The sequence below is a fragment of the Salegentibacter sp. UBA1130 genome (assembly GCF_002311535.1).
GTDB classification, from domain to species: domain Bacteria; phylum Bacteroidota; class Bacteroidia; order Flavobacteriales; family Flavobacteriaceae; genus Salegentibacter; species Salegentibacter agarivorans.
In genome coordinates this window covers 14,155-27,122 of record NZ_DCAP01000031.1, presented here as the reverse complement: position 1 = coordinate 27,122, position 12,968 = coordinate 14,155, and the positions used below count along the sequence as shown (strand labels likewise).

The 12,968-nt window shown below is 36.7% G+C and carries 10 protein-coding genes and 1 pseudogene; 10 read left to right on the top strand and 1 reads right to left on the bottom strand.

All coding sequences use genetic code 11. The annotated features are described in order from the left end of the window. The first annotated feature begins 11 nt into the window (after nucleotides 1-11). The 7 genes and pseudogenes from B4F31_RS11800 to B4F31_RS11770 all read left to right on the top strand — a co-directional run bounded on the left by B4F31_RS11800 (nucleotide 12) and on the right by B4F31_RS11770 (nucleotide 3,145). Complete coding sequence (locus tag B4F31_RS11800; RefSeq protein WP_093305329.1) at nucleotides 12-317, top strand: hypothetical protein; 306 nt, start codon at nucleotides 12-14, stop codon at nucleotides 315-317. Nucleotides 318-333: 16 nt separating this feature from the next. Then, entirely contained in the window at nucleotides 334-534 is a 201-nt protein-coding gene (locus B4F31_RS11795) for a YgaP family membrane protein (RefSeq protein WP_286761367.1), read from the top strand. A 188-nt stretch (nucleotides 535-722) separates the two neighbouring features. Further along, nucleotides 723-1,112: a DUF302 domain-containing protein gene (locus B4F31_RS11790; RefSeq protein ID WP_093305327.1), complete on the top strand. Its 390-nt coding sequence runs from the start codon at nucleotides 723-725 to the stop codon at nucleotides 1,110-1,112. Between the two features lie 194 nt (nucleotides 1,113-1,306). After that, on the top strand, nucleotides 1,307-1,591 hold the full coding sequence (locus tag B4F31_RS11785) for a rhodanese-like domain-containing protein (RefSeq protein WP_093305325.1): 285 nt from the start codon (nucleotides 1,307-1,309) through the stop codon (nucleotides 1,589-1,591). Nucleotides 1,592-1,593: 2 nt separating this feature from the next. Beyond that, nucleotides 1,594-1,908 carry a rhodanese-like domain-containing protein gene (locus B4F31_RS11780; protein WP_093305324.1) on the top strand — a complete coding sequence of 105 codons (315 nt, stop codon included), beginning with the start codon at nucleotides 1,594-1,596 and terminating at the stop codon, nucleotides 1,906-1,908. 7 nt (nucleotides 1,909-1,915) lie between these two features. Beyond that, entirely contained in the window at nucleotides 1,916-2,131 is a 216-nt protein-coding gene (locus tag B4F31_RS11775) for a hypothetical protein (protein ID WP_093305322.1), read from the top strand. A gap of 121 nt (nucleotides 2,132-2,252) precedes the next feature. Then, nucleotides 2,253-3,145: pseudogene (locus B4F31_RS11770) on the top strand (IS982 family transposase). Between the two features lie 212 nt (nucleotides 3,146-3,357). Here the strand turns inward: B4F31_RS11770 and B4F31_RS11765 are convergent. Next, complete coding sequence (locus tag B4F31_RS11765) at nucleotides 3,358-4,644, bottom strand: hypothetical protein (RefSeq protein WP_093305320.1); 1,287 nt, start codon at nucleotides 4,642-4,644, stop codon at nucleotides 3,358-3,360. A gap of 198 nt (nucleotides 4,645-4,842) precedes the next feature. On the opposite strand from B4F31_RS11765, the gene B4F31_RS11760 reads away from it, so the two are divergent. The 3 genes from B4F31_RS11760 (at nucleotide 4,843) to B4F31_RS11750 (ending at nucleotide 12,776) form a co-directional block, all read left to right on the top strand. After that, nucleotides 4,843-8,151, top strand: a complete 3,309-nt coding sequence (locus tag B4F31_RS11760; protein ID WP_286761366.1) for a DUF5107 domain-containing protein — start codon at nucleotides 4,843-4,845, stop codon at nucleotides 8,149-8,151. Nucleotides 8,152-8,279: 128 nt separating this feature from the next. Continuing rightward, the gene (locus B4F31_RS11755; protein WP_093305316.1) at nucleotides 8,280-11,297 is read left to right on the top strand and encodes a SusC/RagA family TonB-linked outer membrane protein; all 3,018 of its coding nucleotides are present in this window, start codon (nucleotides 8,280-8,282) and stop codon (nucleotides 11,295-11,297) included. Nucleotides 11,298-11,312: 15 nt separating this feature from the next. Beyond that, a complete protein-coding gene (locus B4F31_RS11750; RefSeq protein ID WP_093305314.1) occupies nucleotides 11,313-12,776 on the top strand; it encodes a RagB/SusD family nutrient uptake outer membrane protein in 1,464 nt (487 codons plus the stop codon). Nucleotides 12,777-12,968: the final 192 nt, after the last annotated feature.

Genomic DNA, 12,968 nt, shown 5'->3' with positions numbered 1-12,968 from the left:
ACCTTAAAAAAATGAAACTACTAATTGTAACAAGTGTTGCGGAATTTCAAAAAGAGATCCTCAGCATTTTTAAAAAGGCAAATATTGAAGCCTTCAGCCGTACTGAAATAGACGGTTATAAAAATACCAATTCGGTCATTGCAACCAGAAGTTGGTTTCCGGGAGAAAAAGGCGGGAACGAATCGCTTATGTTCTTCTCTTTTACCGAAAATGAAAAGATTGAACTACTGTTCCAATTGGTTTCAGAATTTAATGAGAACCTGGAAACCAATAATCCCATTAGAGCTGCCGTGGTGAACATTGAAAATTATATCTAACCTAAAATTTTTTAAAATGAAAAATCGAGTTGTACGTGGAATTGCAGGAACTTTTGTGCTTGTAAGTCTTTTATTAGCCGTTTATGTAAATATTAACTGGTTGTGGTTTACCGCTTTTGTGGGGGCAAACCTGCTTCAATCCTCCCTTACGCACTGGTGTCTTATGGATAAGATCCTGGAAAGGCTGGGAGTGACTGATGAAGTGAAGCCCGGCTAGAAGTGCTAAATAATCGAGCAGATTCCAGGAATTCAGCTTAAAAATAGTTTTAAACTGGATCTGGATTATTTTCTAAAAATAAGCTTGAGGAGAAAAAATTCTTAGGAAATTCACACAAGATTAATAATTCCTTTTTCTTCCCTCGCTAGAAAACAATTAACTTTAAGGGTAACCAAAAAATTTATATTATGAGCTATTATTTTTCAAAAGTCCTCAACGATTCATTCGATGAGGCTATAGATAAAGTGACCAAAGAATTAAAAGAAGAAGGCTTTGGTATTCTTACTGAAATAGATGTAAAAGAAACTTTCAAAAAGAAACTCGATGTAGATTTTAGAAAGTACAGAATTCTTGGAGCCTGCAACCCGAAAATGGCCCACCAGGCAATTTCTGCTGAAAGCAAGATTGGCACCATGCTACCCTGTAACGTAATTGTACAGGAAACAGAAGATGGAAAAACTGAAGTTTCTGCAGTAGATCCTGTGGCTTCTATGAGTGCCGTAGAAAACCACAAACTTGGAGATGTTGCACAAGAAGTGCGCTCTAAATTAAAAATGGTGATTGAAAGACTTTCTTAGATTTCGAGCAAGTTTCTTAAATCTTAATGTCAGGATGGTCATTATACCATCCTGATTTTTTTTGCTTTCTCTTTGTTTTTTAATCGGTTATGTAACAAAAGTGACTGTAGCAAGAAGGCATTCGTAGTAATTTTGTCTTTCAATTCTGTATTCTTCAATACAGATTAAATGATTTTCAAATAAAATATTAAAATATGAAAACAGAAGATTTAATTAAAAATAATAAGGGAACAATAGTAGATGTAAGGACCGTTAACGAATTTATGGGAGGAAGTGTTTCTACAGCCGTAAATATCCCGTTAAATGAAATTCCACTAAGGCTTGATGAGTTAAAAGAAATAGAATCTCCTTTGATTCTATGTTGTGCCTCGGGAAATAGAAGCGGACAGGCTGCAAATTATCTAAGCAGCAAGGGATTTGATTGTGTAAATGGCGGATCGTGGCTTGAAGTTAATTTTTTAACCTCAGAAACAGCCTAATTATGATTTCAAAACTTAAAGAGCTTTTAGGAATAAAACCTGCTCCTAATTATAAAGAACTCCTGCAGGAAGGCGGAATTATCGTAGATGTAAGAAGTAAAGCAGAATTCTCGGGCGGTCATATTAAAGGATCAAAAAATATTCCTTTGCAAACACTATCTGCAAATTTTGAAAAATTAAAAGATAAAAATAAGCCAATAATTACCTGTTGCGCTTCGGGGATGAGAAGTGCTTCCGCCAAAAGTGTACTAAAATCTAACGGATTCTCAAATGTGCATAACGGCGGCAGCTGGGCCGCACTAAAAGGTAAAATATAATCTTAATATGCTAAAAAGAATTGCTACCGGTTGGACCTGGATAAGAGCTGCCTATTTTTTAATAGGAACTTTTGTAATCGTGCAAAGCGCATTTGAAGGAGAATGGATTGGTATTCTTCTCGGCGCCTGGCCTGCTGCTATGGGGCTTTTTGGACTTGCCTGTGCGGGAAGAAATTGTTCTACCGGAACTTGCGAAGTAAGGTCAGAAGAATCTAATTATTAGATAATATTGTTCTAAAAGCTATCTATAGACCTGAGTTCGACGTAAGAAAAGTAGTTTTTTAGCATGAAAAAAGCAGAAATATGGTTATATTTAAGTATCTGAAAACCAAAATACTAACCTAATTTCTACTGATAAAATTACTGAAATTTTCTGTTCTATCGATGACTTTTGTAAAGTTTTTGAACCTGCACAACACTAACCAGGGGTAAAAACAAAAGAAATCGATCCTTTAAGATGTCTACCAGTGAAATATTAACCATCACTGTGCTGTTTCACCTGAGTGGTCATCGCACCTTTAAACACTTCTATTTATACTATGTTCAGGAACATTTACAAAAAGAATTTCCCCAAACAGTTTCTTACAACCGCTTTGTAGAATTGATGCAGGCCAATATGCTTCCACTGACTCTTTATATGAAAACTTGCTGTCTTGGAGAATGTACTGGAATTTCATTCGTAAATTCTACTCCCATACGAGCTTGTAAAAATAAGCGGATAAAGAATAATAAAGTATTCAAAGATATTGCCACCACTGGCAGATCAACGATGGGATGGTTTTATGGATTTAAGCTCCATATCGTTGTAAATGATAAAGGAGAATTGCTTGATTTTATTATCACCCAAGCCAATGTGGATGACCGAACACCTATCAAACAAGATAATTTTCTAAAGAAGATTTTTGGCAGTTTATATGCTGATAAAGGGAACCTCTCTAAGGAACTCACCGCGCTACTATTTGATCAGGGACTACATTTGGTGACAGGAATCAGAAATAATATGAAGAATGTACTGATGACCATGCGAGATAAAATCTTGTTACGAAAGAGGTCAATTATAGAAACCATCAACGACCAGCTCAAAAATATCTGCCAGGCTGAACATTCCAGGCACAGAAGTTTTGGGAATTTCATTACAAATCTCGTAGCCAGTCTCATAGCCTATTCTTTCCAGGAAAAAAAACCAGCGATCAAATTTGAAACTCAAACAACCAATCAAATTGCACTGTTCTATTAAATCCTTAGATCGAATTCAGGTTATAGGTAAGTTCTCTACTCTTTCAGTATTTTTCAATGCTTAAACAAAAGAGGCTGTCTGAAAAGGCAGCCTTTTTTGTTGGATTATTTTGAGGTTTTTATTATTTTCATGTAATGAAAGCTAAAGTTGTAAATCTGGCCCAGGTTATTTACCACTCATCCTATCTCTGCAAATAGAATGATTCAAAACCCCTAATCAAAATCATCAGAAAACGAATTTTGTGTACCAAGATCTGTTATGCGTATATAATCTAAAAATCCGGTACCCTTAAACAATTGTTCTATACCTACAATGTTTCCATTAGAACCTTTATACGGTTTCGAAAGAACTAATTCGTCGTTAATTATAATATTAACTGTTTGTGCTTTTACTACTACATTGAGATCGATCCAACATTTAGGATCAAAAGTTAATGATGAAAGATCCTGATCGACCCCATTTAAATCTAACTCCCCAACCTTTATCCCAGAATAACTTGAACACCCCTTTTCCATTAGTTTGAAATGGGAAAAGTCCTTTTCACACAATAAGGTTAAAACAAAATCATAACAGGATATTCCACCAGTTTCACCTGAATTCTTGAACCTTAATTCCATTTCGAAATTATCCCCATCAATCCCAAAGTCTTTAAACAATTGATTGTCTACATAGTATACGGAAGTAATATCAAATCCATTATTCATTAAATTTTCAGGAGATTGATATAAATATCCATCATTATTTATATTATTTATCTGGTTATTAAGCCATAGAATCTGCCGGTTTTCTGGATAGTAATAACTTAACCAATCTTCTGAAGTTACCAATACATTCTGACCGCTAAGAATCCGGTTCTCGCTGGTTAATTTAATATGGTAATATCCAGGAATCTGATAAGTATAATTATATAAGGATCGTTGTTTATCTAATTTCTTTATTTCCGGGCCAGTGATGGGATGGTCAAAATCAAAATCAAGATAAACACTATCAGAAGCCATATTTGCAATACTATAATTTACCGATACCGTATAAGGTACGCTGGCAATAGTATCAATGGTATTAAAAGAATAAGAACTTTTTTGTTCGTTTTTGACAAAGGCATTCATTACCCCGGTCCATTGAGGAAGGAATAATAGCATCATTAGACCCAAGGAAATGAGAAGTCCTATCTTTATCTTTTTATTCTTCCAGAAATATATTTTCCCTGGTTCACTACCATTCTCGCGATCATAGTAATTTATAAATGCTATCCAATTAGTGTGTCCTGTAAATTTAGCTAGAGCATCCTTGGTAGCGCGCTGCGGATTATAGTGTTCTTTATACTTGATTTTTCCATAAAGCCTCTTTAGGGTATGTGGACTTATTGAAATCTCAGTTTCTTTAAAGATTATTTCAGATAAGCCTATAAATTCGGATTCCTTCCACGAATCGGACTTTCCCCAGCCTAATTTTTTTTCGATCTGACTTAAACAAAATTGTATGTATTTATGGTCATTCATAGGTATTCAAAGCTATACAAAACTTTGCACAGGCTTTGAATAGCCTATATATATAAAGTTTTGTGAATAAATCCATAAGATTGATGAAGTTTTTATAAAAGTCGGTTAGGTTTTTATAAAAGTAAGGAAAATGACTAAGACTCTATAGCGTTTTTTACTTCTATTTCCCGGTATTAACTCTTAATGTAATAAACTGAAATGAAAAATCTACAACCTTGTCGATCTCTACAGATTGCTCTTATCATTTTACTATTGATAGGTACAAATCTTATTGCTCAGGTGAAAATATACCAGGGAACGGAAGTAATTCCTACATACCAGATGGGAGAAGATAAAACCAGCCCTATCTTCTATACAGGAAGAGCTGTTCAAGGGGCGCAGGGCCGAGTTTATCCGTATCCGTCCCAGACAAATTTAGGAAGTGAACTTGTAGATACCGAATATGAAATGGTCTACCTAGAAAATCAATACATCAAACTTAAAGTTTTACCGGCCTTTGGTGGTCGATTATTCTCTGCAATAGACAAAACTAACGGACATGAATTATTCCATACCAATAGCGTCATAAAACCAGACCTCATAGGTACACTTGGGGCCTGGGTTTCAGGAGGCATTGAATGGTGTTTCCCCCATCATCACCGAACTACTACGATGCTTCCCAGTGACTATAGAATGGTAAAAAATAAAGATGGTAGTGCTACTATCTGGATTGGTGAGACGGAAAAAACTATGGATCTGCGGGGCGTAGTGGGAATGACCTTACATCCTGGCCGTTCCTATATTGAAGTAGATTATCGTATTAACAATACAAATACCTTAACCCAGAACTTTCTTTTTTGGGCCAATGTGGCAATTACTGCGAACGATGACTTTCGAACTTTTTGGCCTCCCAGCCAGGAGATAGGCGTCTTTCATAACAACACTAGTTTCACACAATGGCCTGTTTCAAATCAAAATTATAATGGTATTGATTATACTCAAGGTATCGATCTAACCTGGTGGAAGAATCATCCTAATCCGGTTTCTATATTTATGTGGCAAGCTAAAGAAGGATTTCTTGGCGGATATGATTACGGTAAAAATGCCGGGACGATCCACCTGGGAGATCCTATTGAAAACGCTACTTCAAAACTCTGGCAGTTTGGCCCAGGACAGCAAGGTCAGAATGCCAGAAGAAAACTTACCGACGACGGTAAAGCCTATGTAGAATTAATGACAGGCACCTTCTCCAATAATCAACCAGATTATAGTTGGATACTTCCACACTCGGTAAAAGATGCTAAGAATTATTGGTACCCTATTCGCGATTTGGAAATCGTAAAAAATTCATCTAAAGATGCTTCAATCACGCTCCAGATGCGTAATTCTAATACAATTTTTTACGGGGCTAACACCACAAGGGTTTTTAAAAATGCTCAGTTAATTTTAAAGAATGGAAATGATACTTTGGTAAAAAGATATCTGGAAATTGCCCCGAATATTCCTTTTACAGCCACATTTAGAAGTGAGGAAGAAATAGATGAATTTAAACTTCATCTTGAACTAAAAGATAGTCAGGGTAATATTCTGGTATCCTATTCCCCATATAAACCTCAACAACCCGAATTACCCGAACCACAGGAAAAAATTAAAAAACCTGAAGAATTAAAAACGGTAGAAGAACTCTATCTCACTGGGCGATTTGTAGAACAATTCAAAAGAGCAGGAATAAACCCTGACCATTACTATCTAACCGCATTAAAAATATCACCAAATGATTACAGGGTAAATATTGCTTTAGGAATACGGCGATTGAACCAAACTAGATACCAAGAGGCACTATCCTATTTTCAACGTGCCGCGCACACACTTAAAGTGAAATACTATCAACCAAAAGAAGGAGAGCTCTACTATTATATGGGACTTGCGCAGAAAGCATTAGGACTTGACCAGAAGGCATACGAAAATTTGGGTCGAGCTACCTGGTATTATCAATGGTTGTCTTCTGCTAACTTCGAATTAGCACAACTGGAAACTAAAAAAGGAAACTATCAAAAGGCATTGGAACATATAAAGGCCGCTTATTCAACCAATACCAAAGATGGCAGAATTAATACTCTATATAGTGCCATCCTACGAAAATTAGGAAAACCGGATAAAGCAATGGAATTGATCGATGGCTTATTGGCTTATGATCCACTCGACTTCTCAGCCTTATACGAAAAAAGCATTTTACAGGGTAAGGCTTCGCTTGGTAATTGGCATAAAAATATGCAGGATGTCGAAAATAACTATATAGAAGTCGCCACCCGCTATATGAATGCAGGATTATTTAATGAAGGAATTTCTTTGTTATCTGAAATTGAAAATCCGAAGAATCCATTGATCCCTTATTATCTTTCCTGGTTTTATGCAAAATCTGGAAATATTCAAAAAACTATAAGGATGCAAAAAATGGCCAGAACCGCTTCATTAAAATTTGTATTTCCTTACAGAGCGGAAACTGAAAAAGTACTTAAAAATACGCTGAAAAGAGATAATTCTGATGCTACGGCAAATTACTTATTAGGAAACCTGCTTTATGACAAAAGACCTGAGCAGGCCATGACTTACTGGAAAAAAGCCATTGAATTGAACAGCTCTTTTTCTATGGCCTGGCGTAACCTTGCTTTTGGGACATTTTATCATCAAAAAGATCCTGAGCAGGCCATAAACTATTTAACCAAAGCAATTTCCCGGGATAATTCCCACCCTCTTTGGTTTGATGAATTATCACGATACTATGATGAGTCCAGGCGCGACTATAAGAACATCTTAGCAATTCTCAGAGACAACTTGGATGTGGTAAAAAAGGATGTTGCGGCACCCAAAGCTTATATAAAAATATTAAACCTTAATGGCGACTATGAGGAGGCTATTAACTTTCTGGAAAATTATCACTTTAGAACCTGGGAAGGCGGAAGAGAAACTTACTGGAGCTACGTGAACGCTCATACCCTTCAAGCTATGGAATTGCTGAAGAATAACCAAATCGAAATTGCAATTAATGAATTAAATAAAGCTCTTCTATATCCAGAAAATCTTGAAGTAGGAAAGCCTCTACACGATGAAAAAAATGCGATGATCTATTATTTTATGGGAGAGGCTTATCAGAAAATGGGTGAAAACAAACAGGCTCAAAGAAGTTATGAGAAAAGTATTACATCTCAAAATGGTCCAGGAATGACCGATCTACTTTATTTCCAAGGCAAAGCATTTGAGAAACTTAATCAACCCGAAAAAGCAAAACAGATTTTCGAAAACTTAATCACTAAAGGAAAAAAGCTTAGGGAAGGTGATTCAGATAACAGATCCATCGGAGTTGCACAGGCTACACTGGGAAATAATAAAACAATTTCTTATGCCTACTACCTGGAAGCACTTGGCTATAAAGGCTTAAAAAATTCAGGTAAAGCAAAGCAAGAGTTTAAAACGGCAATAAACATATATCCAAATAACCTATGGGCGAAAATAATGATGAAGCATTAACCATCAAACTATCGAGTCCTAATCATTTGTAAGCGGCATAGATTTCCAATTAGCCTATAAAAACAACAAACTACAAGATTCGAAATATTAATAATAAACTCTACTAACTAAACAATTTTAAAAAACTTATGAGAAAAATTTTAGTCATATGCGTAGCACTTCTATCGGTTCAATTCGATATGCTTGCTCAAACATCTATTGAAGTGACAGGAACGGTCACCGAAGCAGAAACAGGTATTTCCCTTCCCGGAGTCAACATCTTAGAGAAAGATACTGGAAACGGGGTGATGACTGATTTTAATGGAAAATTTTCCATTGAAGTTCCGGAAGATGCTATTCTTATAGTAAGTTATATTGGCTACGCAACAGAACAAATAGAAGTAAATGGCCAGAACCAAATCGATATTGAAATGGATATAGAAACCTCTGCTCTAGAAGATGTGGTGGTAGTTGGATATGGTACTCAGCGGAAAAAAGATCTTACAGGTTCGGTTTCCGTGGTTTCTACCGAAGATTTCGAACAACAACCTGTAACCAGAGTTGACCAAGTACTACAAGGACGTGCAGCTGGAGTACAAGTGACACAAGCAGGTGGTGCTCCCGGAGGAGAATCCCGGGTAAGAATAAGAGGGGCCAATTCTGTATTAGGAAATAATGATCCTCTATATGTTATTGATGGCTACGTTGGAGCCGATTTCAATATGGTAAATCCTAGCGATATTGAATCTATTCAAGTTTTAAAAGACGCAGCATCAACGTCGATTTATGGAAGCAGAGGTGCTAATGGTGTGGTAATTATTACCACAAAAGATGGTACTCCAGGGGAGATACAAGTTTCGTACGAAGGAAATTTTTCAGTATCTGAGGTTATACAGAAATGGGATGTTTTAGGAGCAAGCGAATTTGCTCAGGTAGTTAATCAACGTTCTGAAGCCTTAGGCATTTCACCGGTATTCACTTCTGAAGAAATCTCTGGATATGAATCGAACGGGGGTACAGATTGGCAGGATGTAATATTTAGAACTGCTATAGGACAAGAACATAAAGTGAACGTATCAGGAGGTGGTGAAAAAACCTCCTATTTGGTATCTGGAAATTACATAGATTCAAAAGGTATCATAGAAAATTCCGACTTTAAACGGTATGGGATACGATCCAATATTTCTTCTGAAATAAATGATAATTTGTCTATTGGTGTCAATATTAGCGGCACACGTCTGGAAAACCATAATACAGGATTACAAAGCGGAGCATCTAACCCGGTAGTACAAGCACTGGCCTGGGCCCCTACAACTGCCGTTTATGATGAAAATGGCAATTATATACTTTCAGACCCCGTAGGCTCATTTACCTATAGCCCTGCTGCCCTACTCTATGAAAGAAATAATGATAATCAAAGAAATATTGCCAATATCATAGCTAATGTTAATTATAAACTACCGATAGAGGGGTTATCTTTAGATTTAAATTATGCAGTCAACTACCTTAATTCCCAAGGCCAGAGCTTTGTTGGGAATGCCGCCAGCCAAAATAATCCTAGTGCAAGTCGTTCTTCAGCCGAACAAATTACATTGCAAGCTACAAATGCCTTAAACTATAATAGAACTTTGAATGAGGTTCATAAGATTAACGCGGTAGCTGTATTTGAAACTCAGGAGTTTACTAACAATTATTTTTCTTCAGCAGGAAACACCTTACTATTTCCTTCATTAGGATACTATAATTTACCTCTGGCCGAATCATATACGGTAGGTTCGGGTTTTACTAATTGGAGCTTATTATCCTATTTAGGTAGATTCAATTACACCTATAACGATAAACTATTGGCTTCGGCAGCGATACGAAGAGATGGATCTTCTAAGTTTGCGGAAGGCAATAAATTTAGCACCTTCCCTTCACTTGCATTGGGCTATGTACTTTCGGAAGAAAATTTTATCCAGAAGTTAAATGTATTCGATCAATTAAAAATACGTGGTAGCTGGGGTAAAACCGGTAGTCAGGCTATAAATCCATATGCAACTTTAAGCACTTATAATACAAATACTCCTATGGCCTTTAACAGTGGGGGCGTAAGAAGCGGAATTCAAATAGGTAATCCAGGAAACCCAAATTTAAAATGGGAAACAACCGCTCAGACGGATATTGGCCTAGAAATGCAATTCTTTAATCGAAGACTCTCTGTAGAAGTAGATTATTTTAAGAAAAATACAAAAGATTTACTTTTAAATCAGGCATTGCCCTCCTATGTAGGAGGTGGAACTCAAACCCAAAACGTAGGAGAAATTGAAAATAAAGGATTTGAATTTATTTTAAGTGCTGATATTTTAAACTCAGATTTATTTAGCTGGTCAAGTAATCTAAACGTATCAACAGTAAAAAATAAGGTTGAAAGCCTTGGAGGTATCGCATCAAGAATACCGCAGGGTACCCATGTGGGTGGAGGATTATCTACAACTAATGAATTTATGTTAATGCCTGGTGAGTCTTTAGCCTCCTATTGGGGACTCGAGTACCTGGGAACATGGAAACCAGGACAGGAAGAACAGGCAAGCAGATATAATGCGGTGCCCGGGGATTCAAGATACGAAGATATTAATGGTGACGGTACTATTACTACAGATGATTTTCAAATAATAGGTAAGGGAATTCCCACTACCTCAGCTGGTTGGAACAATACCTTCACCTATAATGGCTTTACTTTAAACTTATTTTTTCAAGGGGTCTTCGGCATAGATAAGCTAAATTATACACGAGGTGCCGCGATGACTGGAAGTGGGGATGCTAGACAATTTATTTTGTCTGACATACAGGATCGATATATCCCTGGTGTAAATGAAACTTCTGATATACCAGCTTTTAGCAATTCAAATATAATGTTTACCCAATCTAGTCGGTTTGTGGAGAAAGGAGATTATGTTCGATTAAAGAACATAAGCCTCGCTTATGATCTACCAGATTCCTTTTTGAAGGATGCAAATTTGAGCTTATATCTCAGCGCAACAAATTTACTCACTTTTACAGAGTACTCAGGTATAGATCCTGAATCCAGCAATATTGGTTCAGCTACAGATACAGCTCAAGGTATAGACTATGGAGCCTACCCTAATTCCAAAACTTATACTGTCGGACTTAATTTAACATTTTAACCAAAAAATCATTAAATGAAAAATTTTAAAATATTATATATAGCATCTTTGATCACTATTCTAACAGGATGTTCAGATTACCTTGATGAGGAAATCAATGGAGCACTAGTAGGAAAATCAGCTTTAAACAGTGAAGAAGGATTGGAGGCAGCCCTTACAGGAGCCTACAAGGGATGGGGAACCACCTGGGGCTCTGGCTTTTTACATTCAACTTCAATAGCGGCTACCATGGGGGCTGATGATGTTACCACCCATAAAGCCAGCAATAAAGCAAGTTTTAGAGAGTTTGATCAATTCAATGTTTCAGAAACCAACCAAAGAACTCAGGCTTTATACACTGGTTGTTATAAAGCTATTCAGGGAGCAAATAATATTATTGCAAATTTTCAAAATGCTACAGGAAATCAAGAGACTATAACCACCATTGCAGGCGAAGCCTATTTTGTACGAGCGGTTTCCTACTTCTGGCTGGTAAGGTTATATGGAGAAATTCCTCTTATTACCCAAGCGGAATATTCTGAAGATCTCTTGACCATAGAAAAATCTTCTCCCGAAGAAGTTTATGCCTTAATAGAGGCTGATTTAAAACTTGCCGAGGAAAAAATTCCCAATACTAAACGAGATGCTGGTCGCCCTAATAAAGGGACGGTTAAAGCTTATCTGGCCCGTGTATATTTAACCGCAGCGGGATGGCCATTAAAACAAACTGACAAGTATGCTCTTGCCGCTGCAAAAGCAAAAGAAGTAATTGATAATAAGGAAATATACGGATTTGAACTGCTCTCTAGCCTTGCCGAAGTTTTTGAAAATGATCCCGAAAAAAATGGTACCAAGGAAACTGTATTTCAGATTTCGACATTTCGAGGTAATGGCACTACAACCAATGGTAATTATGGATCTGCCGCTATGCCGGGGGAAGAATCGGGGTGGGATGATTTTTTCGCCGAATTAAATTTCTTTAATAATTTTCCTGAAGGAGTAAGAAAGGAAATTACATTTCGCACTGAATTTATTACCGGTGATGGAGAGGTGATTCCGTGGCAGGAAAGCCAAACAGAGCACCCTTACTATGAAAAATATTATATCAAGGGAGATGAAAGAACCTGGAGTTCATCAGTTCCCGAATCTATGATGCGCTATGCTCACGTACTGACTATTTACGCCGAAGCACAAGCACGAGCCACAGGCAGTCCTGATGTCTTAGCCTATGAAAGTATAAATGCTATTCGTCACAGAGCAGGCCTGGAAGATTTAAGTGGCTTGACAGGTTCCGAATTCGCAGCGGCAGTTGTGCAGGAACGGGCGTGGGAATTTGCAGCAGAAAGAACACGTTGGTTTGATTTAATTCGATTAGAAATGGTAGAGGAAGCTAATGCCAATAAACACCCGGATGATTTACAAACATTAGGAGAAATAACAAAAGAAGATTACACTTTTCCTTTACCTTTCTCTGATACATCTATAAATGAAAACCTCTAAAAAAAGTGCTATTATGTGCAACAATCATCTTAACGAAACTGGTCTATATAAAAAAGGATCTAGTTCCATTTTAAAAAATGAATGTTTTCTAATTCAATTTTTTAGTAAGAATTGGCACACGAATTTCTTTTTAACACTATTTAAATACTTGAAATGAAAAAAAAATGGATTATCCTATTTTCTACTTTCTTA

Excerpts from the sequence above, each read along its gene's own strand:
- B4F31_RS11800 (WP_093305329.1), top strand. The coding sequence starts at position 12 with ATGAAACTACTAATTGTAACAAGTGTTGCGGAATTTCAAAAAGAGATC.
- B4F31_RS11795 (WP_286761367.1), top strand. The coding sequence starts at position 334 with ATGAAAAATCGAGTTGTACGTGGAATTGCAGGAACTTTTGTGCTTGTA.
- B4F31_RS11790 (WP_093305327.1), top strand. The coding sequence starts at position 723 with ATGAGCTATTATTTTTCAAAAGTCCTCAACGATTCATTCGATGAGGCT.
- B4F31_RS11785 (WP_093305325.1), top strand. The coding sequence starts at position 1,307 with ATGAAAACAGAAGATTTAATTAAAAATAATAAGGGAACAATAGTAGAT.
- B4F31_RS11780 (WP_093305324.1), top strand. The coding sequence starts at position 1,594 with ATGATTTCAAAACTTAAAGAGCTTTTAGGAATAAAACCTGCTCCTAAT.
- B4F31_RS11775 (WP_093305322.1), top strand. The coding sequence starts at position 1,916 with ATGCTAAAAAGAATTGCTACCGGTTGGACCTGGATAAGAGCTGCCTAT.
- B4F31_RS11765 (WP_093305320.1), bottom strand. The coding sequence starts at position 4,644 with ATGAATGACCATAAATACATACAATTTTGTTTAAGTCAGATCGAAAAA.
- B4F31_RS11760 (WP_286761366.1), top strand. The coding sequence starts at position 4,843 with ATGAAAAATCTACAACCTTGTCGATCTCTACAGATTGCTCTTATCATT.
- B4F31_RS11755 (WP_093305316.1), top strand. The coding sequence starts at position 8,280 with ATGAGAAAAATTTTAGTCATATGCGTAGCACTTCTATCGGTTCAATTC.
- B4F31_RS11750 (WP_093305314.1), top strand. The coding sequence starts at position 11,313 with ATGAAAAATTTTAAAATATTATATATAGCATCTTTGATCACTATTCTA.